Raw genomic sequence first — 25,106 nt, forward strand, 5'->3', positions numbered from 1 at the left:
GAAACGCTTTCAAATGCACGCGTTTTTCTGGTATAATGAAAGTAGCAAATAGACAAGAAATGGAGTTGGTGGTTATGTTTGAAAAAGAGAAGAACGAAAAACAGCAAGCCAATGGCGTCTATGATGAAGCTGGTGATGTCGTGAATGTTTATGACGCTGCAGTTATTTATCAAGCAAATGATTATAATGATGCGTATATGTATGGTTTTACGCATGAACAATTAATGGATGCACTCGATTATGTTCCATAAATGATTAAAAGTAGCTGTCTCTTCTTACTTTAAGCCTTATTTTTGAGCACCATCACAAACATGATACAAGCGCGAGTAAGATTGATTTTTTATCTTACTCGCGCTTCTATGGTATTTGGGGAGAATCAGACTTTTTTCACGAGAAGCCATGAATCATTGTCTATCATCCGAAATGTTTTTTAAATGGCATTCGTTTTTCATTCCATGCAGTCGCATAACGTGCCCGATACTGTTAAAGAGCCCCCAAATGATTTCGATCATTTGGGGGCTCGGCTAATTGAATTATTTTTTCGTTAATTTCACAACGACTTCACAGCGAGCCGTTTGTGGGAACATATCTACCGACTGTAAGTAATCGATCTGATACGTTTTGGCTAAGACTTGCAAATCACGGGCTAAAGTCGAAACGTTACAAGAAACATAAACTAGTTTTTTGGCTGGGAACTGAGTGAGTGCCTTTAACAAAGGCTCGCCTAAGCCCGTTCTTGGCGGATCGACGACAATCGCATCGGGTTTAAAGCCTTGATTTAACCAAGTCGGTAGTAATTCCTCGGCCGTTCCAACTTCATAATGGGTATTGGTAAATCCTTTACGCAAGGCGTTCGCTCGTGCATCATCAATGGCTTGCGGGATAATATCCATACCACGAACTTCTTTTGCAAGATGTGCAAGACTCAGTCCAATGGTTCCCACACCACAATAAGCATCCACAACGGTTTCATTCTGACTTAAATCCAGCGCTTTGCGTGCTTCGTCATATAAGACTTTTGTTTGTTTTGGATTCAGTTGGAAGAACGCTCGTGCGGATAATTCAAAGGTTAAGTCATTCATAGTTTCCTCAATGGCTGTTTTACCCCAAAGATGAATCGTCTCATCGCCCATCACAAGAGACGTTTTTTTGTTTTGGACGTTTTGCATAATTGAAACAACTTGTGGGAAACGCTCATTGAGTTCACGAATAATCGCATTTTTTCGTGGGAATTTTGGCGTTGAAGTAATAAAAACGACTTGCACTTGTTTTGTTTCAATTCCGACGCGCACCATCACTGTTCGTAAAATCCCACTATTTTGCTGTTCATTATAAATGGGGATCTCATAAGCGTTAACCAGTTCGACCACCGCATTCATGACGCTTTGTGTGATTTCTTCTTGCACCAGACAGTTATCAATCGCTACGAGGCGATGAGAATTCATTTCGTAAAGCCCAGCTTCAGTTTTTTGGCTTGTTGGATTAAATTGAAACTGGAACTGTGCTTTGTTCCGGTAATGCCAAGGATCTTCCATGCCAATCGTTTCTTTTAAGGCGTAATTTTTATAATCCAAGGGTTTAAATTTCTCTAGTGCTTGTTTCAATAAATCTTTTTTGAAATCAAGTTGTTTCGGATAGGCTAAATGTTGAAGCTGGCAACCACCACAACGGTCGTAAACCTCGCACGGTGGCGTGATGCGATCGGGACTTTGTTTGATGATTTTGATGAGTTCAGCTTCGGCATACCGTGGAGAAGCCTTGGTGACACGCACTTGTACTTCTTCACCAGGTAAGACACGTGGGACAAAGATAATGAGTCGTTTGTGATACCCAATGCCTTCACCGTTAATACCTAAGCGTTTAATTTTAATTTGTAATGTTTGATCGATTTTTAGTTGTACGGGGTTGTTCATTTTTTTGCCTCAATCTGTTTTCTTTTTTTCTTTATTTTAGCATAGTTTTAAGTACTTTTGTAAAAGTATGTTAGACTAGAAGATGGCTATTTAAGGAGTGAATAAGATGATTATTAAACAAATTAAAGTCGGAAAAAATAATTTTTATACGGTAACGTTTGAAACGGGTGAAAAAGTGAAGGTCTCAGAAGATTTACTTGTTCGCTACCGTTTATTAAAAGGAACCGAAATTACACCAGAACTTTTTGAGGAATTAAAAAGCAGTGCGGGATTTGATATGGGGTTACAAATGGCCTATAACTATGTCAGTTATCAGTTGCGCAGCGAACTTGAAATGTTGCAATATTTAAAGAAGAAAGAAATTTCGGCGCAAGATGCACAGCGCGTGATTGAGCGTCTAAAAGAACTCCGTTTGATCGATGATTTGGTCTTTGCTCAAAGCTATGTTCGCACGCAAATTCGGATGAGTGATAAGGGACCCTTTCATTTATCCCAACAGCTAAAGCAAAAGGGGATCCCTGAAGACTTTATTTTACAAGCATTAGACTTGTATTCAGAAGAGACGCAAAATGACGTCGCGCTAAAAGCTGCTGAGAAAATCTGGAACAAAAACCATAGCCGAAGTCATCGTGAGAACCTCAATAAAGTTCGCTCGACGTTGATGCAAAAAGGTTTCGGTGCTGAAGTGATTCAATTTGTTTTGGGTGAACTCCCCCAAGAAAAAGACGAAGAATCTGAGTGGGATAATCTGGTCAAAGAAGGTCACAAAGCATTACGTCGCCATCAACGATTAGCCTATCGACCACGTGTTCAAAAAATAAAAAATCAGTTATATCAAAAAGGATTTGCGATGGATCAAATCCAACAGTTTATTGATGAGGAAGTTACGGATGAAGAATGAATACTTAAAACAGTGGGAAACGTTAGAAATTATGGCATTTAAAGAAACGTTTTTGAACTGGTACTACCAACATAAGCGAACACTACCATGGCGTGGGACGAATAATCCTTATTACATTTGGATTTCAGAAATTATGCTCCAACAAACACGCGTTGATACAGTGATCGGGTATTATTACCGCTTTATTGAGCAATATCCCACGATTGAGGCGTTGGCGGAAGCGGACGAACAAAGTCTTTTAAAAGTCTGGGAAGGACTAGGGTATTATTCACGCGCGCGAAATTTGAAAGTTGCCGCACAACAAGTAATGAATGATTACGACGGGCAGTTTCCCGAAACGATGGAAGCCATCCGTACGTTAAAAGGCATTGGTCCATACACAGCCGCAGCGATTGGTAGTATTGCTTTTCAACTACCTGAACCGGCAATTGATGGCAATTTAATGCGTGTGGGAAGCCGGCTTTTTGGAATTGATGCTGATATCGCCAAACCAAGTAGTCGTACTATTTTTGAACAAGCCTTTCGTGAGGTGATCTCGGAAGAAGCGCCGGGGGATATGAATCAAGCCTTTATGGATTTAGGCTCGAGCATTTGTACGCCAACGAGTCCAGATTGTTTAAACTGTCCTTTAAAAGACTTTTGTCAGGCCTATCAAACAGGCACGCAGCTCGCCTATCCGGTTAAAACAAAAAAAGAACCGCCGAAAGATGTTTATTACGTCGCGGCTGTTATCGAAAATGACCAAAAAGAATTTCTATTGATGCAACGACCGGAAAAAGGCTTGCTCGCAAAAATGTGGCATTTCCCGTTAGAAGAAGTCTCCAAGGAAACGTATCTCGCCTATAAAACGCAGTATGCTAAAGAAACCATTCAAGGCACGTTGGATTTAGTGGCCGAAGATCCGATGTTAGCTATTTTTGACACGTATCCCGTGACTTGGCAAAAACGTCATTTAGGGGAAGTCAAACATGTCTTTAGTCATTTACGTTGGCATCTTTTACTTTTTTATGGCAGAACACAACGACCATTACAAGTTGAAAACAGTCGTTGGTTAGCAAAAGAGGCCTTTTCGAGCCTTGTCTTTCCTAAGATTCAACAAAAATTAGTCCAACAATGGTCTGAAAATGATAAAGTTCCGAAAGATTTCTAGGCAAGAGCGTTTTTTATTGCTATAATGTTTACGAGGTCGGTGTGATTAACACCCAAACAATTGCGTTTGTTCGCTGAGGGAAGGGTTGCTATGCGCGTTCCAAAAGAAGGAGAGTTTGTCAGCATTCAAAGCTACAAACATGATGGCAAATTGCATCGCACGTGGCGTGATACCATGGTCTTAAAAACCAGTGAATATTCGATGATTGGCGTTAATGATCATACATTAGTAACGGAGTCAGATGGCAGACGCTGGGTTACACGTGAACCCGCGATTGTGTATTTCCACAAAAAATATTGGTTTAATGTCATCGCAATGATTCGAGAAAAAGGCGTTTCTTATTATTGTAATCTCGGTTCACCCTATTTACTGGATGAAGAAGCACTAAAGTACATTGACTACGATTTGGATATTAAGGTTTTCCCTGATGGAGAGAAGCGTTTGTTAGATGTGGATGAGTATGAATTGCATAGCAAAATCATGGGTTATCCCGATGACATTGATTATATCTTAAAAGAAAATGTCAAAATTTTAGTCGATTGGATCAATAATGGAAAAGGCCCATTTTCCCAAGGATACATCGATATATGGTACGAGCGCTACAAGCAATTGTCACAAAAATAGGAAAAAAGACTGGACCAAATCGTCCAGTCTTTTTGATTTTCTGCGTTAAATCGTTTTGTGCATCGTGATGTGGGGAATACCAGCATCCATAAACGGCTCGCCTTGTGGTTGATAGCCGATTTTCTCGTAGAAAGGAATCGCCGTTTGTTGGGCACCTAAAGTAATCGTCTGATACCCTTGTTCGTTAGCATAATTTTCTGCAAATAATATCAACTGTTTCCCTAAACTCTTTTGACGCGCATCTTGTTGAACGGCCATCCGCTGAAGCTTGACTTGAGAATGACTGAGCGGTAATAATCGCAAAGTAGCCAAGGGTTGATCCTCTTCATAAAGAACAAAGTGAATCGCTGCAGCCTCATCTTCATCAACTTCTAACGCTTTTGGGACCTGTTGCTCATCAACAAAGACCGTATAGCGAATGCTGAGTGCGTCAAGATACACTTGGTTGGTCAAATCGGTTGTCATCTTAATTTCCATTTATTTCACCTCTACCCTCAATTATACCTGTTAAATTATTGAGCGTAAATAAATGAATGTCGTTATCCTTTTATTATAGTAGACGTTCACGTTTTTTGATTGCAAAGAAACGCGCTTTATGATACGATTCTCTCGTGGATATTTCCACACTTTTTTATTAATATGAGAAGAACAAGGAGAGAAACAAACTATGAATCCTGACCCCGATAGTCAGTCGCTACTCGCGCAAATTTTATTACTAGTGGTTTTAACACTCGTCAACGCCTTTTTAGCTGCATCAGAAATTGCGGTTGTTTCGATTAACAAAAATCGAATCGAACAAAAGGCAGAAGATGGTGACAAAAAAGCCAAAAAAATCTTAAAAATCTTAGAGAACCCAACTAATTTCTTATCAACTATTCAAGTTGGAATTACGTTAGTGAACATCCTATCCGGAGCATCTTTAGCGGATAGCTTAGCGGCACGCTTGGCACCTTATATTGGAACAAGTACCGCTGCAAGAAGTATGGCGACGTTTATCGTCTTAGCTATCTTAACGTATGTGTCAATTGTTTTTGGTGAGCTTTATCCAAAACGAATTGCCATGAATAAATCGGAAGAAGTGGCGATGTTTACTTCTGGTGTGATTCGTGTGCTTGAAGTGATTACGAAACCTTTCGTCTGGTTATTGTCTGCTTCGACGAATTTGTTGTCTAGAATTACCCCAATGACCTTCGATGATGAAGATTCTAAAATGACCCGCGATGAAATGCGCTACATGTTAGCCAACGAAGGCGTGTTCGAAGAAGACGAACTCGAGATGTTACAAGGAATTTTCTCTTTAGACACGAAAGTCGCACGGGAAGTGATGGTCCCAAGAACGGATGCCTTTATGATTGATATCCACAGTGATGTCAAAGAGAACTTACAACGTATTCTATCCGAAAGTTATTCACGAATTCCGGTATATAACGAGGATAAAGATAAAATTATTGGTATTTTACATACAAAAACGTTACTAAAAGCCGCTTATGAAGTGGGCTTTGATAATTTGCAATTATTACCTTTGATGCAAGAGCCTTTATTTGTCCCAGAAACCGTCTTTATTGACGATTTGCTTTACGAATTAAAGAAAACACAAAATCAAATGGCTGTTTTACTAGACGAATACGGCGGTGTCGTCGGTCTCGTTACGTTAGAAGATTTGTTAGAAGAAATTGTCGGTGAAATCGACGATGAATCGGATGAAGTGGAAACCTTGTATGAAGTCATTAACGAGAATGAATACATTATTCAAGGTAGAATGTTGATTGATGAATTCAATACTGTCTTTAATGCGAATTTACATATGTCAGATGTTGATACCATGGCTGGTTATTTAATTACGGCACTCGGCGTCATTCCTGATGAGAACAAAAAGATTCCTTTTGAAGTCGATAATTTTATTTTAACGACCGAAGAAGTGGAAGGTTCACGTGTCCTAAGAATTCACGTGGAGGTTCGAAATCCAGAAAACACTGAAGTAGAGCCGGAAGAAGAAAGACGATTCTTCCGAAAAGATTTTGATGACGATGAGCCTAGAAGATAAACCAAAAGCTTATGAAGCCCTTCATAAGCTTTTTTTTTAAGACGTGCTCTTTTTCAGAAGTTAAATTCATGGTAAACTAATTGAGTTGAAATGTGTAACGAAGGAAGCGTTCAAGAATGAACGCTTGTGAAGGATAGAAAGGATTATTAATACTATATGAAAAACCCAAATTTAAAACAACAGGTTGATAGTCGCCGAACATTTGCGATTATTTCTCACCCGGATGCGGGAAAAACAACAATTACTGAAAAATTATTATACTTTGGTGGCGCCATTCGCCAAGCAGGAACGGTTAAAGGGAAAAAAACAGGGAACTTTGCGACTTCTGACTGGATGGAAATTGAAAAACAACGTGGAATTTCTGTTACTAGTTCGGTGATGCAATTTGATTACGAGGGAAAACGGGTCAACATTTTGGATACTCCGGGACATGAGGATTTCTCGGAAGATACGTATCGTACGTTAATGGCCGTCGATAGTGCCGTCATGGTGATTGATAGTGCCAAAGGGATTGAGGCTCAAACAAAGAAATTATTCCAAGTTGTCAAACGTCGTGGCATTCCGATTTTTACGTTTATTAACAAACTCGATCGTGATGGCCGCGATCCGCTTGAACTATTAGAAGAGTTAGAAGAGCTCTTAGATATTGAATCTTATCCAATGAACTGGCCGCTTGGAATGGGTAAAGGACTGGAAGGCTTATATGATATTTACAATAAGCGCATTGAATTTTATCGTCCTGAAAATTATGGTGGCGAAGCGTATTTACCGTTAGATGAAAACGGTGAAATCCCAAGTGATCATCCCTTAACGAAAAATAGTATTTATCGCCAAGTGTTAGATGAAGTCGAACTCTTGACGGAAGCTGGCGATGAATTTGATCCGGCAAAAGTCGATCGTGGCGAACAAACACCCGTCTTTTTTGGGTCAGCCTTGACGAACTTTGGCGTTCAAACCTTTTTAGAAACCTTTTTACAATTTGCCCATGCGCCTTACGCTCATGAGTTGGAAAATGGTGAAACGTTAAGTCCTTACGAAGAGAATTTTTCTGGCTTTGTCTTTAAAATTCAAGCCAATATGAATCCGGCCCATCGTGATCGTATTGCGTTTGTCCGCGTTTGTTCTGGGACATTTGAACGCGGAATGGACGTCACATTAGAGCGTACGAAGAAAAAAATGAAATTAAGTAACGTCACGCAATTTATGGCCGATGCCCGTGAAAATATCCAAGAAGCTGTCGCGGGTGATATTATTGGAGTTTACGATACCGGTAATTATCAAATTGGCGATACTATTTTTGAAGGAAAATTAAATGTTTCTTTTGAAGATTTACCGTCATTTACGCCAGAATTGTTTATGAAAGTTTCGGCGAAAAATGTCATGAAGCAAAAATCTTTCCACAAAGGGATTTATCAACTCGTGCAAGAAGGGGCTATTCAGTTATATAAAACCTACTTAACGGAAGAATATATCCTGGGTGCTGTTGGACAATTACAATTTGAAGTATTCCAACACCGGATGTTAAATGAATACAATTCAGAAGTCGTCATGACACCGATGGGCAGCAAGATTGCTCGCTGGATTGATCCAAAAGATTTGGACGAAAAAATGAGCTCAAGTCGAAACATCTTAGCACGCGATCGCTTCGACCAACCACTATTCTTATTCGAAAATCAATTTGCGATGCGTTGGTTTGCGGATAAATATCCAGAAGTTGAATTGAAGAGTTTGATGTAAGAAAATTGAAGGAAACGATTGAACGAGTCTTAAACAAACTGGTTAATCGTGATTCCTTGCTAAACCCTTCCTGAGAATCGTCATTCTTAGGAAGGGTTTTTGAATAAAGGATAGAGGAAAGCTCTTTTTGAGGGTGTTCTTTGCTAGAAATTATCTTCTCAAATCATGCATTACCCCACACAAAATACGTTGATGAAAGGGAAGAAAGTCAGGATGATTGAACACAAGACATTAACAATGGATGAGGTCGAAACGGGTGGCTACTATAAGAATTGCCACTTAATGGCTGGCGAAGATGGAGATTCTTTGCGATTTTCAGATGTGACCTTTGAACGATGTGAATTTCAACAACAAGTCTTTGAAGATAGTGAGTGGTTGGATTGCCATTTTGTGAATATTCATTTCGCAAATGCGACCTTTGATCATAGTGTGTTTTATCGATGCACCTTTCATACTTGCCAGTTGACAGGGACAAATTTTTATCATAATCATTGGAAAAACACGAAAGTAATTGATTCTAAAGCAAATTATGTAAATATCAATGATTCGACGATTGAAACGTGTACCTTTACCGATACGAATTTAATCGAATCGTCTTTTCAAAGCGTCAAAATAAAAAAAGGGTTGAAGTTTGTTCGTTGTGACATGAATGACGCTGATTTTTTAGATACGCGATTAAAAGATGTCGATTTTTCGAAAAGTTATTTTGATTCTTTGCGCGTTTCCATCGAACAATTAAAAGGTGCGATCATTAGTCCGTTACAAGCAAGTGTTTTTATTCAATTCTTAGGCGTCCAGATTAGCGATGATTAAAAAAACGTGACTTGTGTAAGTCACGTTTTTTTATGATGCTTGTATTTGTTGTTTTTTTGTAAAAATATCGTCGATTAATTCTTGGACCGCGTGTTGATTGTCAGTTAGATAATCATTGATGAGCGTAAGTTCTTCACTTGACCATATCGAATAGTCACCTGTTAGCTGTCCTTTTTCATCGATCGTCACAAAAAAAGAATGCGGGAGATCCATTTCGTCTGTTGTTGTAAAGGATAGACCGAGCGATTGATCAAATTCTAACTGTAACGTGCATTCTGAATAATCTTCCGGGTTGGTTGCGGCCAAAAGTGCGATGGAATCATTTGGTTGAAAGGACCCTACAGGTGGGAGTGTTGCCCAGTAATAGTGATCGTCCTCTTCCAAAATATAAGCATCTTGTATTTTTGTCCAACCGGCGTCTTTCAGATTTGCCTGATAGTGGCTGTTTTCTGTGATTTTGATAACGTAGTTTCCAATAAAAATGAGGAAACAGATTCCAATAAGTCCTAATAATCTAAAATAAACTTTTTCGTTTTTAACTTTTCGATCTTTTTTCGTAATCATTTCAGGATCCTCCCTTAATAGTTGATCGAGTGATTGGCCAAATAAGTCGCTAATCGCAATAATCGTTTCTAAGTCCGGATAATTTCGTTCAACTTCCCAACTAGAAACCGTCGAACGAGAGACGTTAAGTTTGACGGCTAACTGCTCTTGAGTCCATTTCTTAGCTAATCGTTCTTCTTTGATTCGTTTTCCAATAGTCATTTTCTCACCTCCATTTCATTATGCTTAAAAAGAAGCAAAAAAGAAAGAAGCGATTACTGGAATGGCTAGAATTTGCATGCTACAATTTGTATCATAGCGACAAATCAACATTTCTAGGTAAATACATTGAATGTAAGAGGTGAACGAATGATTTTTGAATTGAACGAAAATGATGAAAAAACGCTTGATTCCTTGCTGGCCATCTGGTTTGAAGGTAATTTACAAGCGCATTCCTTAATTGATTTTGTTATGATTTAACTAGTATGAAGAAACAATGAAAATCAACAATCGTGTCACTAACAAACCAATAAGGGGTTGATAAAATGTGTACAAGCATTCGGTATCAAACAGAAAATGGGATTAATTTTTTAGCGCGAACAATGGATTTTGGTTTTGAATTACATGGACAACCAATTATTATTCCGCGTGGTTATCACTGGCAACTTGAATTAGGTGGGGAAATTGCGACGAAGTACGGCTATGTCGGAACAGGTCGCAAGATGGAGAATTTCTTATTTGCAGATGGAGTGAACGAAAAAGGCTTAGCGATTGCGGAGTTATACTTTCCAAATGAAGCGAAATATGAATCTAAGCCAGTTGAAGGTAAAATCAATTTAGCACCACATGAGATTATCTCTTGGATTTTAGGTGAAATTTCAAGTTTGGAAGAATTAAAAGAACGTCTCTCCGAAGTAGCGATTGTCTCAAAAGAGAATGACTTACTAGGAATTATCCTGCCACTTCATTATATTTTGACAGACGAAAGTGGGAACACGATTGTTATCGAACCAGATGGACAAGCACTAAAAATTAAAGAAAACCCCATTCATGTGATGGCTAATAGCCCAGAACTTGAGTGGCACATTAAAAATCTCAACAATTATATTGGTTTACAACCACATAACTTTAAACAAAAAACTGTGGGAGAATATGCAGCGTCGCCTTTTGGACAAGGATCTGGAACATTTGGGTTACCAGGAGGCTATACGAGTCCAGAGCGTTTTGTGAGAGCTGCTTATTTATTACAATATACGCGTCAAGCAAGCACCACAGATGAAGGTGTGATGAATATCATGCACATCTTAGGAAATGTGACGATTCCAAAAGGTGTCAATATCAAAGACGATGGGGCCGATGATTATACGCAATATCGTGCCATCTTGAATACGACGGAGAAAATTTATTATTTAAACAACCACGATTCAAACCGAATCGTCACGATTGCACTCACAGAAGACGCATTAAGTAGCCAAGAGCCAACGATCTATCACCTTCCAAAAGGGATTCAACTGACAAATTTAAATTAAAAATGACGCTACAAAAATGAAAAACAACAAACAATAAGTGCTCAGCTTAATTGTTTGTTGTTTTTTTCAACGCAAATGGCATTTCTTAGCGTCGTTTTTTGTATCAAAATATAGCATTATTAAAGAATGAAACTGATCCCCATGTATAGTAAATAAATACTGATCAGTACTTTTCCTTCATTTTTACTAATTTCATGTTTTTTGGTATTAAAAATAAAGTAGGTAAGTAAACCAATTAGCGCTAGCGCGACTGGAAAATGGATTTGGTAAAAAATTGGAGGGACCGAAATTCCATTTGGGCTCATCGCAATGGACACACCTAATACTAATAGGATATTCAGGACATTTGCTCCTAGGACATTGCCCATCGCCAAACTACCGTGTCCTTTTCTGGCAGCAGTAAACGTGGTTGATAATTCTGGTAAACTTGTGCCGAGTGCGACAATGGTTCCTGCGATAATAGCTTCAGAAATTCCCAAACGAAAGGCCATTTCCGAAACGGTCGTGACCAAAGATGTAGCGCTTAGTGCAACAGCAATCGCACTAAGCAAAATAACGGTGATTTGGATCATTAGAACTTTTTTATTTATTGGCTGTTTTTCCTGTGGAGCTTTCGATTTGGTCCGCTTGCCTTTTTGAATAAAAGAAGATAATAGAAAAAATGGAACGGTCACAAGAAAGAAAATTCCAATCATTGGTTGGAGTTGCCCGTATGAACTCAAGAACTGGAGATTAAAGGTCTCAATACTGGCGAATATTAAAATGAATAAGGACGCGATTAAGAAAAATAAGCGGCTAGCAATCGAACTTGGGACGGGGATTGAACCAGCTAATGCGCCTACCCCTAATACGAGAGCTGTATTGGTAATCACAGATCCCAACGCATTTCCAAGAGCAAAATCAGAAGTTCCTTTAAGAATAGCGACAATAGAGGTCGATAATTCTGGAAGAGACGTTCCAATTGAAACGATGGTCGCACCGATAATGATTTGTGAGATGCCGAATTCGTGAGAAATATCAACGGCACGGTCAATGAGGATATCGGTTGACTTTGATAAAATCACTAGGAAAATGATAAACAAGAGAAATAAAACAACTGAATGTTGATTTGAAATAAAAGCTTCCATAAATAACCTCCTTATTTTTTATTTTCAATCTAATTATACAGGAAACATTCTTGAAAAGTCGTGATTTTAGATTAGATAAGTGTTTCGTCGCAAAAAATATTGTGAATTTTAATGAGGATGACTTAAAAGTGAATGAACCAACACGTCCAGATGATGGTTGGCAGTAGAATGAAAATAAAATAATTTTAGTGATTTTATGTAGATGATGACACGATTCGTTATTCTTTTTAACAAACTTAATTTGAAGGAGAACGCTTATTCAAAAATAATGCGATATTTTTCCTTGACTCAGTTAGAAAGGGGCTTAATCTATGAATAGTCTTTTGATGTTTGCCGAAAAATAGTTACAGCATTCTTCCTGTCTAAATTCTAAAAAATCATTTATTTTATCTATCGATGTCACCATTTTTAATAAGTGTTAATCGAAATAAAGTGACAAAATGTCACTCGTGTGCTACTATAATCAAGTGCTTCATTGGTTGATAGGAGGAGATTGGATGCCGAAAGAAACATTTCTTAATTTACCTAAGAGTAAACAAGCGGTAATTGATGATATTTTGCTTCAAACATTTTATGCACAGTCAATTAGCCAAGTGAAAGTTTCGCAAATTGTTGATCAAATGGGAATGTCTCGGGGTGCTTTTTATAAGTATTTTGATGATTTAGAAGATGCTTATCGTTACATTATCAAGAAGCATTCGTTGATTATTCATCAAGACATTTTGGCGTATATCCAAGAATTTCAATCAGATTTTTTTAAAGGGATTGAACGTTATCTTCTCTGGTGTAGTGCGCTCGATACGTCGGATACTTATTGGAAAGCATTGAAATTATTGACATCTTCTGAGTACGGTCGGACAATGAAACGAATTGAAATGGACGAAACGAATTCGATGATGACACAATGGTTGACCATCTTACGATACAATCAGTTTCAGATTATATCGACAAATGAAGCGAGTAGTTTTTTGTATTTTATGATGGAATTAGTCATGGGTTCGTTAAGTGATTTTATCGTGAATGATTGGACGAGTGAAGCATTACTCGAAGATTACCATTATAAAGTGAAGTGGTTAGTCCACGGAGTTGTTGCTCGTTAACAGAGTCTCCTGCAGAAAGTAACGGCCTCCTATCATGCGTCATCAAACATTTTTTAGACATTTAATAAGAAGCGAAAGAGGGAGTCTCAGGGCTCACCGCGATATCTATTCGTTTCTTTTTTAATTGTAACAAAGTGACAAAATGTCACTTTGTAATAATAGTAGGAGGAGATTGATTTGTTTTTAGCAATCAAGGAAATGAAATATGCCAAATTACGTTACGCGTTAATTATTGGTATTATGTTTTTAATTAGTTTTGTCGTGTTTTTACTATCCGGTTTAGCCAATGGGTTAGCCACTGAATTCAGTGAGGTAATTGATCGTTGGGATGCCGGACGGATTGTTCTTTCAGAGGAGAGTAACGGTGTTTTAGCGGCATCGCAATTGACCATTGATGATCTTTCTGAAGTGAAAACTTCTGAAAAAGCACCTTTGGCTTTGTACAGTGGTTCGGTTGAAATTGGAGGGGAGAAAGAGAATCTTTCCTTTTTCGGCACCCAACCGGAGGCATTTTTCTTACCAGAACTAACAGAAGGAAAATCATTTAACGAAAAAAATGAAGTGATTATTTCGCAAGCACTCGCAGATGCGGGTCTGGCGATTGGCGATACGATTACCATTGGTAGCCAAGGGGTCGAAGTCATCGTGACAGGAATATTCCCCAAAACGTCTTATGTTGTCACACCTGTGATGTATGGCTCGATTAAAGCAGTAGTGGAAACGAAGTTCGGATCTGATTTTTTAGCTGCTCAAACGAATTATCCAATGAACGCTATTTTAACGGAAGAAACGGATCCTATTATTGAGAATAAGGCTTTTCAATCGTTAAGTACGGAAGAGTTTATTGCGCAATTACCAGGCTATGCCGAACAAAACTTGACGTTAAACGCGATGATTTATTTCTTATTTGTGATTGCTGCGGCAGTCATTGGGATTTTTATGTATGTCATTACGCTTCAAAAGACAGCTCTTTTTGGCGTAATGAAAGTTCAAGGGATTAGCACATGGTTTATCGCGAAGTCAATTATTGCCCAATCATTTTTTGTGGGAATCATTGGCGCGACATTGGCAGGACTTGTCAGTTATGGATTAAGTTTTGTCTTGCCAAGCGGGATGCCATTTGCCGTTGATTTAGGTCTTTGGACAATCTATGGGGCCGTACTCGTTCTAGTCGCGATTATCGGTGGTCTATTTTCGACCTTGACAGTAACAAAAGTTGACCCCATTCAAGCAATAGGAGGATAGAAAGCATGACGTATAGTTTAAATATGACAAATATCACCAAAACCTTTGGGACAGGAAGCAAGCAAGTCACAGCGCTAAATCAATTGAACTTTACTGCTTCGCCAGGGGAATTTATTAGTATTATTGGTCCTTCTGGTTCAGGAAAAAGTACCTTTTTAACGCTAGCTGGCGGATTACAATCACCAAGTAGTGGGACAATCCACATTAATGGAATTGATTTTACCAATGTATCCGAAAAAGAAAGAGCTAAACTACGCTTTCAAGAAATTGGTTTTATTTTACAAAGTTCAAATTTAATTCCGTTTTTAACGATTGAAGACCAATTTTATTTAGTCGGTCAAGTTAAAAAAGAAGCCGTATCGAAAAAAGATATCGATACTTTGTTAACTTCTTTAGGGATTGATCATTTAAAGAAAAGTTTTCCAAGTGATTTATCGGGCGGTGAGCGTCAACGGGTGGCTATCGGGCGTGCGCTTTTCAACCAACCAAGCCTCATGTTAGCAGATGAACCAACAGCAAGTCTTGATACGGAACATGCGTATAATGTGGTGGAGTTACTTGCGAAAGAAGCTCACGAGAAAGAAAAGGCAACAGTCATGGTCACGCATGATCCTCGAATGTTAAAATGGAGTGATCGCGTTTATAAAATGGAAGATTGCGTATTAATTGAACAAAAAAATGTTTAGTTCATTTCTCCAAAAAGTATTTTCGTCGAAGTAAAAAGACGATGAATTAGCTATTAGCTATTTTGATCGTAGAATAGAAAAAGAAACCCTTAGGAATTTTATTTTTCCTGAGGGTTTCTTTTGTTAGTCGTCTCGTTCAGTCGTTAATACTTCTTTTGTCCGTGCATCAATGGAAACTTCAAACTCTTTACGGCCATCTTCTATGGTGACTTTCCAGTAAGTGACTGATAATTCTCTTTCTAAATCCAAATCAGTTACTTCACCTGAACCGACAGCATCTAAAGCAATTTGTGAAGCTTCCTCAATCGAAATGACACCCTCTAAATCTAAGGCTTCACTTTCGCGGTAAGCGGCGTTTTGCTCATCTTTGTCGAGTGTTTGTTGTTCTTCACGACTCGTCTCCCCAGTTGCCGGGTCGATACGTAACTCGAATTCGGTTGTGTCGTTAATCCCTTCGATGTCATAATACCATTTTCCAAAAGACGTATCGAATGAAATACTTGTAATCGAAGTCTCTGGAAATTTTTCTTGAAAAACAGCAACAGCGTCTTGCCAAGACATCGTCGTCATCGCATTTTCTGTCGAATCGAGACTGGTGTTTCCTTCGCTCGTTGTTGTGCTCGTTATCGTGGTAGAGCTTTGATTGGTTGTATTATCTGTCGTTGTCGTACAGCCGACTAAAACAGCTGCTGATAGACTCATTAATCCGAGCGTGATCCATGTTTTTTTCTTCATTATTTTCACAATTCCTTTTTTACTTATTTTGGGTACGTTAAGTATAACAGGAATACGCTAACCAAAAATCCGCCCTAAGATGGATTTTTGGTTAAAAAAACTGACGTTAAACACTCACGAATGCATGAGGGCCTAACGTCAATTTCTTACCAACAACGTCAAATTAGCCGTATGCTCGGTTTTTTCTTTCTTTTGGATGTTTAGGAATGGAAATTTCAACTAAACTCGGACTTTCAATTATCGAAATGTTTTCTTCGATATATTCACTTTCAGACAGTTTATCTAAAAAATACGCCTTTACTTCATTAATTTCTTCTGGTTTAATCGCACGTTTTTTACTCACCATCACAATTTCATTGTGTAAAGGGGCTGCTGTATAAATAATCGTGATACTTCCTGAGGTATACACTTTTACTAATTCGGCATCCGTATTTTCTAATTGCTGAAGAACCAGACGTGAATAACTATTGGTTACATTGATAAGTCGCATTTGAATCACCTCATTTTCCTTTGTTTAGTTAAGTATAATTATTTTTGCCCAATAAAGAAAGGAAAAAACACTGAAAAGTCAAAAAACTTTTGAAATGGTGGGAATGAAACAAAAAACAACCATTATTCCTTCCTATTGAAAGAATAATGGTTGCGATGGCGCGTGAATTAAGGTGTGACTTCAATTGAGTTTTCTTCGACAGTCACTGGTAAAATGACAATTTCTGCTTCATCATTTAAAGTGGCTTTTAGTTCATGCGTTTCAGGATGATCTAAGAAATATTCGGCAATGCCGTCTTCAATTTGTTCTTGAATCGTTCGACGAAGTGGCCGAGCACCCATTGCAGGATCATATCCTAATTCTACGAGTTTTTCTAATACTTCATGTGAGACGTCAATTGAAAGTTTCTGATGGTTGATTTGATCATTGACATCGCGAATCATTAACGAAACAATTGAAAGGAGCTCTTCTTTTTTAAGTGCTTTGAATTCAATAATCCCATCAAAGCGATTTAAAAATTCTGGCGCAAAATAATGGTGTAATTGATTCATGATCGAACGAGTGATTCCTTCGCGTGTCGCAGCAAAACCGACGCTCGCTTCGACATTGCGGGTACCTGCGTTACTTGTCATGATAATTAACGAATCCTTGAAGCTGACTGTGCGACCTTTCGCATCGGTTAGTCGTCCGTCTTCTAGAATTTGCAGGAACATGTGTAATACATCTGGATGCGCTTTTTCGACTTCATCTAATAAAATCAAGCTATAAGGATTGCGACGGACTTGTTCTGTTAACTGACCTGCTTCTTCATAACCCACATAACCTGGGGGCGAACCGATTAATTTTGATGTACTATGTTTTTCCATGTACTCAGACATATCAAAGCGAATCATGGCATCTGGTGAACCGAACATTTCATTGGCTAATTGCTTCGCTAACTCTGTTTTACCGACACCTGTAGGTCCCACAAAGAGGAAAGAACCAATTGGTCGATTTTGATTGCCAAGGCCCACACGATTACGACGAATAGCTTTAGCAACTTTATCAATGGCTTCGTCTTGGCCAATGACTTGTTTTTTTAGATCGGCAGCAAGATTTTTTAATTGCGTTTGCTCTTTTTCTTTTAGTTCACCCACTGGGATTCCAGTCCGAGCTTCAACGATTTCTTCCATCGTTTTTTCCGTGATGACCGGTGTTTCTTCATCGGTCATTTGGTGTTCTTTCATTTTTTCGAGCTTCACAATTTGATCACGGTAATAGGCTGCTTTTTCAAAATCTTCTTCCTGAGAAGCTTTTATTTTTTGCTCTTGTGCATCCGCTAAGCGTTTTTCGATGACATGTGGATCGACTGTTTGAATCGTTAAATTTTTCTTAGAGCCGGATTCATCCAGTAAATCAATGGCTTTGTCGGGTAAAAAACGATCTTGAATGTAGCGATGGGAGAGCGTAGCAGCAGCTTCAATGGCTTCATCCGTATATTTTACGTGATGGTAATCTTCATAACGTGATTGCAGTCCTTTTAAGATGGCAATCGTTTCTTCTACTGTTGGCTCGTCAACTCTTACAGGCTGCATCCGACGCTCAAGTGCAGGATCTTTTTCGATAATGCGATACTCATTTAACGTCGTTGCCCCGACCATTTGAAGTTCGCCTCTTGCTAGTGCTGGTTTTAGAATATTACCGGCATCTAAGTTACCATCTCCCGCATTTCCAGCACCCACAATTTCATGAACCTCGTCAATAAATAAGATAATATTATCTTGTGCTTTGACTTCCTCGATTAATTTTTGCATCCGTTCCTCAAATTGTCCGCGAATTCCTGTTCCTTGAACAAGGGAAGCGACGTCTAAACGAATGACTTCTTTATTTCTTAATTTTTGTGGAACAGCACCATCCACAATTTGTTGGGCAAATCCTTCGACTACTGCTGTTTTACCAACGCCTGGTTCGCCAATCAGCACCGGATTATTTTTTGTTCGACGATTCAATATTTCGATTAAGCGAATGACTTCATCATCGCGACCGATCACAGGATCAATCTTACCGTCTCGTGCTTGTTGGGTGATGTTGGTACCAAACTCGGCTAACAATCCTCCTTGTTGCGGATGATTTGGACGATTGCCTCCATTAAAGAAGTTATTTCCACCACCAGACTGGGTAGGCGATGATTGTGGTTCTTGGTTATTCGCTTGTTGCATTTGTTGTGAAAGTTGTTTGAATAGTTCATCTAAGTTATTAAAACCAAAAGGATCTTTTGGTCCGTTATTGACTGTGTTGGACATTTGATTTTTCATTTTTTGGTAACAATTTTGACAATAGTCAATTTGTTTTCTATGTCCACCAACGTTAGCGTACAAATGAATGGTAGCTTCGTTTTGATCACAATTTTGACAGCGCATGATTGTCCACGACCTTTCTGTTATCGTTGAATTTTTAAGCAAGGAACAAAAGACAAATGGCAACTCTGACCTTTGTTGACCTTCGTGTTTTTATTATACAATGTTTCGAAATATCTGCAAGTATTTTGTTTATTCACACATTTTTGTAAGTGTCATGTTAAAATAGATAGGCGCAAAAGTAGAAATAAGAGAGGGAATGGGTGTATGATGGAAATCAATCATTATATAGAAGCAATCAACTTACTAAAAACAGGAGAACTTGAGGAAATTATTGTCAAACGGGAAGATTTTATGACCTTTCGTGAAGCCTGGATGCAAACAGAAAATCGGGTAGAAATCGTGGGTGAAGCTGGATTGAATGGCCAAATTATCTATCGCTTTGTCAAGTTGACCAAATAAAGTCGTTATTTCTTAGTAATTGTTACAAAAGTAGTTGTCTAACTTCTAAAAAAATGGTAACCTTAACAACTGAAAGGGTATTTTTAGTCGTCGATTATACCGAAGGACTAAAAGCAACTCTCAAAAAACAATTCAAAACATGAAGGAGATTGATACATATGGAAAAGAAAGATTTCAATGTAATCGCAGAGACTGGAATTCACGCACGTCCTGCAACATTATTAGTACAAACAGCGAGCAAATTTAACTCTGATATTAACTTAGAGTACAAAGGTAAATCAGTAAACCTTAAATCAATCATGGGCGTAATGTCTTTAGGCGTTGGTCAAGGATCTGACGTAACAATCACTGCTGAAGGAACTGACGAAGCAGAAGCAATCGCTGCTATTGCAGAAACAATGCAAAAGGAAGGATTGTCTAACTAATGGTTGAAATGCTAAAAGGAATTGCTGCGAGTGATGGAGTAGCTGTTGCAAAAGCATATCTATTAGTCCAACCTGACTTATCCTTTACAAAAGTAACAATCAAAGACGTTTCTGCTGAAACTGCTCGTTTGGATGATGCGTTAAGCAAATCCTCTGACGAATTACAATTAATTCGTAACAAAGCAGCTGAAAACTTAGGCGAAGAAGAGGCACAAGTATTTGATGCGCACTTAATGGTCTTAAGCGATCCAGAAATGGTCGGTCAAATTAAACAAAGCATTTCAGACAACAAAGTTAATGCAGAACATGCATTAAAAGAAGTGACTGATATGTATATCGGTATGTTCGAATCAATGGAAGATAATGCCTACATGCAAGAAAGAGCAGCGGATATCCGCGACGTCGCAAAACGCGTTTTAGCTCACTTATTGCAAGTAACGTTACCTAACCCAGCAATGATTAACGAAGAAGTAATTGTGGTTGCTCACGATTTAACTCCGAGTGATACTGCACAATTAGACCGTAACTTCGTTAAAGCTTTTGTAACGGATATTGGTGGACGTACTTCACATTCTGCGATTATGGCTCGTTCATTGGAAATTCCAGCAATTGTTGGAACTGGTGAAATCACTGCTAAAGTGAAAGCAGGCGATATCTTAGCTGTTAACGGAATTGAAGGAGATGTGATTGTTCATCCAACAGAAGAACAAAAAGCAAACTTCATTCAAGCTGGTGAAGCTTACGCTGCCCAAAAAGCAGAGTGGGAAAAATTAAAACATGCTGAAACAGTGACTGCTGATGGCAAACACTTTGAGTTAGCTGCAAATATTGGGACACCAAAAGATTTAACGGGTGTTCATAATAATGGTGGCGAAGGCGTTGGTTTATACCGTACTGAATTCTTATACATGGATTCATCCGATTTCCCAACAGAAGACGCTCAATTTGAAGCTTATAAAGAAGTCCTAGAAGGTATGGCTGGGAAACCAGTTGTCGTTCGTACAATGGATATTGGTGGGGATAAAGAGTTACCATACTTGAAACTTCCACATGAAATGAATCCATTCTTAGGTTATCGTGCTTTACGTATCAGTCTTTCAACATTAGGAGAAGGAATGTTCCGTACACAATTACGTGCATTACTACGTGCATCTGTTCATGGAAACTTACGTATTATGTTCCCAATGGTGGCAACATTAAAAGAATTCCGTGCAGCTAAGAAAATGTATGACGAAGAAAAAGCAAAATTAATCGCTGAAGGCGTTGCAGTATCAGAAACCATTCAAGTTGGGATCATGATTGAAATTCCTGCGGCTGCTATTTTAGCCGATCGTTTTGCAAAAGAAGTTGACTTCTTCAGTATTGGAACCAACGACTTGATTCAATATACGATGGCCGCTGACCGAATGAACGAACAAGTTTCTTACCTATACCAACCATATAACCCATCAATTTTACGTTTAGTTAAAAACGTTGTTGATGCAGCGCATGCTGAAGGTAAATGGGCTGGAATGTGTGGCGAAATGGCAGGCGATCAAACAGCAGTACCATTGTTAATGGGAATCGGTCTTGATGAGTTCTCAATGAGTGCCACTTCAATTCTTAAAACGCGTAGCTTAATGAAAACATTAGACACAAGTAAAATGAAAGAATTAGCAGATCGCGCGTTAACAGAATGTGACACAATGGAAGAAGTACTTGAATTAATGCAAGAATACGTAGGGTAATCCTACTAGATGATAAGTTAGAATCTTAATCTGAAGAGGTTAAGGTTCTAACTTATTTTTTTATGTGATAAAATAACACTGCAGATGTAAATATGTTGGAAAAAATATAATAGCATCGATTTTTGTTATTTGCTTTACGCTACATTTTTATCGTCAAAGCAGTTAAAATCAGACTCGGGGATGGTTTTCATTTGAATTAGCTATGCTATACTGAAGGAGTAAAAAAAGAAAGGAAGGAGTCTTCCATGAAAGTCCTTATTTATTTCGAAGGTCAACAGTTATTATCTAAATCAGGAATCGGTCGCGCTTTTGATCATCAAAAAAAAGCGTTAGAGAGTGCTGGTGTGCCATATAGCACCGATGAAAATGAGTTGGATTATGATATTCTTCATATTAATACATATGGCTTAAATAGTCAGCGGATGGTTCGTAAAGCTAAAAGAGCCGACAAAAAAGTCATCTATCACGCGCATTCGACGGAAGAAGATTTTCGGAACTCTTTTATCGGGTCCAATCAAGTTTCAGCAATTTATAAAAAACATTTAGTTCGACTCTATTCTTCTGCGGATTTTATCATCACCCCAACGTTGTATTCTAAAAAAGTCATCGAAGGTTATGGCATTGAGCAGCCAATCGAGGCAATCTCAAACGGGATTGATTTAACGAGATTTAACCGAAACGTCGAAAAAGAAAAACAATTCCGGGATTATTTTCAATTACCGCCCGATAAAAAAGTGATTATTTCAGTAGGGCTGTACTTTGAACGAAAAGGGCTCGTTGATTTTGTTGAAGTGGCGCGCCGGTTCCCAGAATATACGTTCATCTGGTTCGGTCATACGCCGCTTTATACCATTCCTAAGAAGATTCGTGCGATTATCCAAGGAGATCATCCGGATAATGTCATTTTTCCTGGATATATTAAAGGCGATATTATTGAAGGGGCGTATACAAACGCGGATTTATTCTTTTTTCCTTCTTATGAAGAAACGGAAGGGATTGTGGTGTTAGAAGCCTTAGCAAGTCGACAACACGTCTTAGTCCGCGAAATTCCCGTTTATGATGGATGGTTAGTGCCAGGTGAGAATGCCTATATGGGACGGACGAATGAAGATTTTTGCAATCAAATTGAGCAGATTATTGAAAAAAAAGCCATTGATTTGCGTGAAAACGGCTGGCAAACAGCTCAGGGGAAGAGTATTCAAGCAATTGGTCAACAACTAAAATCAGTTTATGAAAAAGTTCTTGGAAACTAACAAGGGAGTTTGGAGGAAAAAAATGAAAATTGGTTTTTTTACAGATACCTACTTACCTCAAGTAAGCGGCGTAGCAACCTCAATTCAAACGTTGAAAGAGCAGTTAGAACGTTATGGACATGAAGTGTATATCTTTACGACGACCGATCCTAAGGCGTCAAAAGAAGAAGTCAATATTATCCGGATGCCAAGTGTGCCTTTTATTTCGTTTAAAGAACGAAGGATTGTCGTTCGAGGTATGTGGTTTGCGTATTTAACCGCAAAAGAATTAGAACTGGATTTAATTCATACGCATACAGAATTCGGGGCGGGTTTATTAGGGAAATGGGTCGGTAAACGGCTAGAAATCCCCGTGATTCACACGTATCACACGATGTACGAAGATTATATCCATTACATCGCAAAAGGAAAGGTCGTGCGTCCCGGGCATGTCAAATACCTTTCTCGTCAATTTGTGGATCATAGCACGGGTGTTGTCTGTCCGAGTCAACGAGTGGTCGATACTTTAAGAGGGTATGGCGCGATCGCACCGATGCGCATCATACCTACTGGGATCAAATTTGAAAATTTCCAACAGACCGATTTGGCGCCACAAATCAGACAAGAATTGCGCGAAAAATGGGCGTTAACCGAAGAAAATATCGTCTTACTTTCTTTGAGTCGCTTATCTTACGAAAAGAAAATTCATCTGATTTTGGAGGCTTTACCTGAAATTATTGCTGCTCGGCCGGAAGTGCGATTAATGATTGTCGGCGATGGACCTTACCGTGAGATGCTCGAAACAATCGTGAAAGAAAAAAATCTCACTACTTATGTGATCTTTGTTGGCGAAATCGCAAGTAATAAAGTGGCTGATTATTATCACACCGCTGATTACTTTGTGAGTGCCTCCACTTCAGAAACACAAGGATTAACGTATACGGAGGCCATGGCTTCGCGTTTGCAGATGGTCGTTGCGGGGAATGCCTATTTGGATCATTTGATTAGCGACCCTTCACTAGGTGTAACGTATCAGCAAGAAGAGGATTTCGTTCCTTGTTTACTGCACTATATCGAAAGTGCGATTCCGGTAGATGAAGCGGTTTTAGAGCAAAAAATGTACGAAATTTCAGCAGAATGTTTTGGTCATTCGATGTTGAAATTTTATCAAGAAATGATGGTTTATTATGTCACTGCGGCAGAAAACAAAAAAATCAATGAAAGTAAAATAAAAACTAAATTGCGGACGTTTAAATTATCGCCAAAACGAAGTAAGAAGACGTATGCGGAGGAGGAATTACTTTGAAGATTGGATTTATCGGTATTGGTGTGATGGGGCATTCAATCGTGGGACACTTGCTAGATGCGGGTCATCATGTCACGCTTTATACGCGGACGAAGAGTAAAGCAACCGATTTAATGGCGCGTGGAGCGGATTGGGTGGATACCCCAAAAGAGGTTGCGGCGGCGAGTGAAGTCGTTTTTACGATGGTCGGCTATCCGTCTGACGTCGAAATGACGTACTTTGACGAGCATACTGGATTATTTGCAGCAGACATCGCAGGTAAAACGTTCGTTGATCTGACGACAAGTACACCAACACTGGCTGAGGCAATTTATGCGACTGCTCGTGCTAACAATGCGAATAGCCTAGATGCGCCGGTTTCTGGTGGTGACTTAGGAGCGAGGAATGGAACGTTAACGGTCATGGTTGGTGGAGAAGAAGCGACGTATCAACAAGTACTCCCGCTTTTTAAACACTTTGCGAAAGTCTGTATGCTTCATGGCTCAGCTGGTAAAGGGCAGCACACAAAAATGGCCAATCAGATTATGATTGCTGGAACAATGACTGGTATGACAGAAATGCTCGTATATGCGAAAGCGACCGGCTTAGAGCTAGAAAAAGTTCTGGAAACACTCTCTGGTGGCGCCGCAGCGAACTGGTCGATGAGTAACTATTCTCCAAGAATTTTACAAAACGATTTTAGTCCAGGTTTTTTCGTTAAACATTTTATCAAAGATTTAAAAATAGCTTTGGATGAAGCTGAAAAACAACAGATTGCGTTACCCGGTACGGCACTTGCGAAAGAATTATACGAAAAACTCGCAAATGAAGGCTACGAAAATGACGGTACCCAAGCGCTAATTAAACTTTGGTGGAAATAAAATAGTCAAACACTTAATTGAAGTAAACGCTTTTCAATTAAGTGTTTTTTGAATCAAAAAAAACAGATGTAAAAAAATGTTATCGATTATTTACAGAAAAGCTATCTTCGCATTTTATAAA

At 38.8% G+C, this 25,106-nt stretch carries 24 protein-coding genes; 17 read left to right on the forward strand and 7 right to left on the reverse strand.

What is annotated here, in order from left to right:
* Positions 1-74 precede the first annotated feature (74 nt).
* On the forward strand, positions 75-251 hold the full coding sequence (locus RU93_RS12015) for a hypothetical protein (RefSeq protein WP_169818070.1): 177 nt from the start codon (positions 75-77) through the stop codon (positions 249-251).
* 282 nt (positions 252-533) lie between these two features.
* Here RU93_RS12015 and rlmD read toward each other — a convergent pair whose 3' ends face one another.
* Positions 534-1,913: a 23S rRNA (uracil(1939)-C(5))-methyltransferase RlmD gene (gene rlmD, locus RU93_RS00575; RefSeq protein ID WP_071873668.1), complete on the reverse strand. Its 1,380-nt coding sequence runs from the start codon at positions 1,911-1,913 to the stop codon at positions 534-536.
* A gap of 106 nt (positions 1,914-2,019) precedes the next feature.
* On the opposite strand from rlmD, the gene recX reads away from it, so the two are divergent.
* From recX to ntdP, 3 genes are all read left to right on the forward strand, one after another.
* A complete protein-coding gene (recX, locus tag RU93_RS00580) occupies positions 2,020-2,814 on the forward strand; it encodes a recombination regulator RecX (protein WP_071873669.1) in 795 nt (264 codons plus the stop codon).
* Positions 2,804-3,964, forward strand: coding sequence for an A/G-specific adenine glycosylase (mutY, locus tag RU93_RS00585; RefSeq protein ID WP_071873670.1), 1,161 nt, complete (start codon positions 2,804-2,806; stop codon positions 3,962-3,964). Before recX ends, mutY begins: the two co-directional genes overlap by 11 nt.
* Positions 3,965-4,054: 90 nt before the next feature.
* Positions 4,055-4,588, forward strand: a complete 534-nt coding sequence (gene ntdP, locus RU93_RS00590) for a nucleoside tri-diphosphate phosphatase (protein WP_071873671.1) — start codon at positions 4,055-4,057, stop codon at positions 4,586-4,588.
* A 45-nt stretch (positions 4,589-4,633) separates the two neighbouring features.
* Here the strand turns inward: ntdP and RU93_RS00595 are convergent, their stop codons facing one another.
* Positions 4,634-5,065 carry a GNAT family N-acetyltransferase gene (locus RU93_RS00595; RefSeq protein WP_071873672.1) on the reverse strand — a complete coding sequence of 144 codons (432 nt, stop codon included), beginning with the start codon at positions 5,063-5,065 and terminating at the stop codon, positions 4,634-4,636.
* Between the two features lie 190 nt (positions 5,066-5,255).
* On the opposite strand from RU93_RS00595, the gene RU93_RS00600 reads away from it, so the two are divergent.
* From RU93_RS00600 to RU93_RS00610, 3 genes are all read left to right on the forward strand, one after another.
* The gene (locus RU93_RS00600; protein ID WP_071873673.1) at positions 5,256-6,632 is read left to right on the forward strand and encodes a hemolysin family protein; all 1,377 of its coding nucleotides are present in this window, start codon (positions 5,256-5,258) and stop codon (positions 6,630-6,632) included.
* A gap of 156 nt (positions 6,633-6,788) precedes the next feature.
* Positions 6,789-8,369, forward strand: coding sequence for a peptide chain release factor 3 (locus RU93_RS00605; RefSeq protein WP_071873674.1), 1,581 nt, complete (start codon positions 6,789-6,791; stop codon positions 8,367-8,369).
* A 213-nt stretch (positions 8,370-8,582) separates the two neighbouring features.
* Positions 8,583-9,182 carry a pentapeptide repeat-containing protein gene (locus tag RU93_RS00610; RefSeq protein ID WP_071873675.1) on the forward strand — a complete coding sequence of 200 codons (600 nt, stop codon included), beginning with the start codon at positions 8,583-8,585 and terminating at the stop codon, positions 9,180-9,182.
* A gap of 30 nt (positions 9,183-9,212) precedes the next feature.
* Here RU93_RS00610 and RU93_RS00615 read toward each other — a convergent pair whose 3' ends face one another.
* The gene (locus RU93_RS00615; protein ID WP_071873676.1) at positions 9,213-9,947 is read right to left on the reverse strand and encodes a helix-turn-helix domain-containing protein; all 735 of its coding nucleotides are present in this window, start codon (positions 9,945-9,947) and stop codon (positions 9,213-9,215) included.
* A 323-nt stretch (positions 9,948-10,270) separates the two neighbouring features.
* Between RU93_RS00615 and RU93_RS00620 the strand changes: the two genes are divergently transcribed.
* The gene (locus RU93_RS00620; protein WP_071873677.1) at positions 10,271-11,254 is read left to right on the forward strand and encodes a choloylglycine hydrolase family protein; all 984 of its coding nucleotides are present in this window, start codon (positions 10,271-10,273) and stop codon (positions 11,252-11,254) included.
* A gap of 119 nt (positions 11,255-11,373) precedes the next feature.
* Here the strand turns inward: RU93_RS00620 and RU93_RS00625 are convergent, their stop codons facing one another.
* Complete coding sequence (locus RU93_RS00625) at positions 11,374-12,381, reverse strand: calcium/sodium antiporter (RefSeq protein WP_071873678.1); 1,008 nt, start codon at positions 12,379-12,381, stop codon at positions 11,374-11,376.
* Positions 12,382-12,878: 497 nt separating this feature from the next.
* Between RU93_RS00625 and RU93_RS00630 the strand changes: the two genes are divergently transcribed.
* The 3 genes from RU93_RS00630 to RU93_RS00640 all read left to right on the forward strand — a co-directional run bounded on the left by RU93_RS00630 (position 12,879) and on the right by RU93_RS00640 (position 15,412).
* Complete coding sequence (locus tag RU93_RS00630) at positions 12,879-13,481, forward strand: TetR/AcrR family transcriptional regulator (RefSeq protein WP_071873679.1); 603 nt, start codon at positions 12,879-12,881, stop codon at positions 13,479-13,481.
* Positions 13,482-13,658: 177 nt separating this feature from the next.
* The gene (locus RU93_RS00635) at positions 13,659-14,726 is read left to right on the forward strand and encodes an ABC transporter permease (protein WP_071873680.1); all 1,068 of its coding nucleotides are present in this window, start codon (positions 13,659-13,661) and stop codon (positions 14,724-14,726) included.
* Positions 14,727-14,731: 5 nt separating this feature from the next.
* Positions 14,732-15,412 (forward strand): ABC transporter ATP-binding protein, encoded by a 681-nt coding sequence (locus tag RU93_RS00640; protein ID WP_071873681.1) that lies wholly within the window; start codon positions 14,732-14,734, stop codon positions 15,410-15,412.
* A gap of 123 nt (positions 15,413-15,535) precedes the next feature.
* Here RU93_RS00640 and RU93_RS00645 read toward each other — a convergent pair whose 3' ends face one another.
* The 3 genes from RU93_RS00645 to RU93_RS00655 form a co-directional block, all read right to left on the reverse strand.
* A complete protein-coding gene (locus tag RU93_RS00645; RefSeq protein ID WP_071873682.1) occupies positions 15,536-16,147 on the reverse strand; it encodes a PepSY domain-containing protein in 612 nt (203 codons plus the stop codon).
* A 163-nt stretch (positions 16,148-16,310) separates the two neighbouring features.
* Complete coding sequence (locus RU93_RS00650) at positions 16,311-16,637, reverse strand: DUF1827 family protein (protein WP_071873683.1); 327 nt, start codon at positions 16,635-16,637, stop codon at positions 16,311-16,313.
* 167 nt (positions 16,638-16,804) lie between these two features.
* Positions 16,805-19,036: an ATP-dependent Clp protease ATP-binding subunit gene (locus RU93_RS00655; RefSeq protein ID WP_071873684.1), complete on the reverse strand. Its 2,232-nt coding sequence runs from the start codon at positions 19,034-19,036 to the stop codon at positions 16,805-16,807.
* 207 nt (positions 19,037-19,243) lie between these two features.
* Between RU93_RS00655 and RU93_RS00660 the strand changes: the two genes are divergently transcribed.
* The 6 genes from RU93_RS00660 to RU93_RS00685 all read left to right on the forward strand — a co-directional run bounded on the left by RU93_RS00660 (position 19,244) and on the right by RU93_RS00685 (position 24,985).
* Positions 19,244-19,435 (forward strand): hypothetical protein, encoded by a 192-nt coding sequence (locus RU93_RS00660; RefSeq protein WP_071873869.1) that lies wholly within the window; start codon positions 19,244-19,246, stop codon positions 19,433-19,435.
* Between the two features lie 158 nt (positions 19,436-19,593).
* A complete protein-coding gene (locus RU93_RS00665) occupies positions 19,594-19,860 on the forward strand; it encodes a phosphocarrier protein HPr (RefSeq protein ID WP_071873685.1) in 267 nt (88 codons plus the stop codon).
* Complete coding sequence (ptsP, locus tag RU93_RS00670) at positions 19,860-21,587, forward strand: phosphoenolpyruvate--protein phosphotransferase (RefSeq protein WP_071873686.1); 1,728 nt, start codon at positions 19,860-19,862, stop codon at positions 21,585-21,587. Before RU93_RS00665 ends, ptsP begins: the two co-directional genes overlap by 1 nt.
* Positions 21,588-21,832: 245 nt before the next feature.
* Positions 21,833-22,840, forward strand: coding sequence for an LTA glycolipid anchor biosynthesis glycosyltransferase, IagA/BgsA family (locus RU93_RS00675; protein WP_071873687.1), 1,008 nt, complete (start codon positions 21,833-21,835; stop codon positions 22,838-22,840).
* 22 nt (positions 22,841-22,862) lie between these two features.
* Positions 22,863-24,125, forward strand: a complete 1,263-nt coding sequence (locus RU93_RS00680; RefSeq protein ID WP_071873688.1) for a glycosyltransferase family 4 protein — start codon at positions 22,863-22,865, stop codon at positions 24,123-24,125.
* Entirely contained in the window at positions 24,122-24,985 is an 864-nt protein-coding gene (locus RU93_RS00685) for an NAD(P)-dependent oxidoreductase (RefSeq protein WP_071873689.1), read from the forward strand. The genes RU93_RS00680 and RU93_RS00685 overlap by 4 nt, the downstream gene beginning before the upstream one ends.
* Positions 24,986-25,106 lie beyond the last annotated feature (121 nt).

It is taken from the genome of Enterococcus aquimarinus (assembly GCF_001885765.1).
Taxonomy (GTDB): domain Bacteria; phylum Bacillota; class Bacilli; order Lactobacillales; family Enterococcaceae; genus Enterococcus_I; species Enterococcus_I aquimarinus.

Bases quoted from the DNA above. Each gene is read 5' to 3' on its own strand.
- RU93_RS12015 (WP_169818070.1), top strand. From the start codon at position 75: ATGTTTGAAAAAGAGAAGAACGAAAAACAGCAAGCCAATGGCGTCTAT.
- rlmD (WP_071873668.1), bottom strand. From the start codon at position 1,913: ATGAACAACCCCGTACAACTAAAAATCGATCAAACATTACAAATTAAA.
- recX (WP_071873669.1), top strand. From the start codon at position 2,020: ATGATTATTAAACAAATTAAAGTCGGAAAAAATAATTTTTATACGGTA.
- mutY (WP_071873670.1), top strand. From the start codon at position 2,804: ATGAAGAATGAATACTTAAAACAGTGGGAAACGTTAGAAATTATGGCA.
- ntdP (WP_071873671.1), top strand. From the start codon at position 4,055: ATGCGCGTTCCAAAAGAAGGAGAGTTTGTCAGCATTCAAAGCTACAAA.
- RU93_RS00595 (WP_071873672.1), bottom strand. From the start codon at position 5,065: ATGGAAATTAAGATGACAACCGATTTGACCAACCAAGTGTATCTTGAC.
- RU93_RS00600 (WP_071873673.1), top strand. From the start codon at position 5,256: ATGAATCCTGACCCCGATAGTCAGTCGCTACTCGCGCAAATTTTATTA.
- RU93_RS00605 (WP_071873674.1), top strand. From the start codon at position 6,789: ATGAAAAACCCAAATTTAAAACAACAGGTTGATAGTCGCCGAACATTT.
- RU93_RS00610 (WP_071873675.1), top strand. From the start codon at position 8,583: ATGATTGAACACAAGACATTAACAATGGATGAGGTCGAAACGGGTGGC.
- RU93_RS00615 (WP_071873676.1), bottom strand. From the start codon at position 9,947: ATGACTATTGGAAAACGAATCAAAGAAGAACGATTAGCTAAGAAATGG.
- RU93_RS00620 (WP_071873677.1), top strand. From the start codon at position 10,271: ATGTGTACAAGCATTCGGTATCAAACAGAAAATGGGATTAATTTTTTA.
- RU93_RS00625 (WP_071873678.1), bottom strand. From the start codon at position 12,381: ATGGAAGCTTTTATTTCAAATCAACATTCAGTTGTTTTATTTCTCTTG.
- RU93_RS00630 (WP_071873679.1), top strand. From the start codon at position 12,879: ATGCCGAAAGAAACATTTCTTAATTTACCTAAGAGTAAACAAGCGGTA.
- RU93_RS00640 (WP_071873681.1), top strand. From the start codon at position 14,732: ATGACGTATAGTTTAAATATGACAAATATCACCAAAACCTTTGGGACA.
- RU93_RS00645 (WP_071873682.1), bottom strand. From the start codon at position 16,147: ATGAAGAAAAAAACATGGATCACGCTCGGATTAATGAGTCTATCAGCA.
- RU93_RS00650 (WP_071873683.1), bottom strand. From the start codon at position 16,637: ATGCGACTTATCAATGTAACCAATAGTTATTCACGTCTGGTTCTTCAG.
- RU93_RS00655 (WP_071873684.1), bottom strand. From the start codon at position 19,036: ATGCGCTGTCAAAATTGTGATCAAAACGAAGCTACCATTCATTTGTAC.
- RU93_RS00660 (WP_071873869.1), top strand. From the start codon at position 19,244: ATGGAAATCAATCATTATATAGAAGCAATCAACTTACTAAAAACAGGA.
- RU93_RS00665 (WP_071873685.1), top strand. From the start codon at position 19,594: ATGGAAAAGAAAGATTTCAATGTAATCGCAGAGACTGGAATTCACGCA.
- ptsP (WP_071873686.1), top strand. From the start codon at position 19,860: ATGGTTGAAATGCTAAAAGGAATTGCTGCGAGTGATGGAGTAGCTGTT.
- RU93_RS00675 (WP_071873687.1), top strand. From the start codon at position 21,833: ATGAAAGTCCTTATTTATTTCGAAGGTCAACAGTTATTATCTAAATCA.
- RU93_RS00680 (WP_071873688.1), top strand. From the start codon at position 22,863: ATGAAAATTGGTTTTTTTACAGATACCTACTTACCTCAAGTAAGCGGC.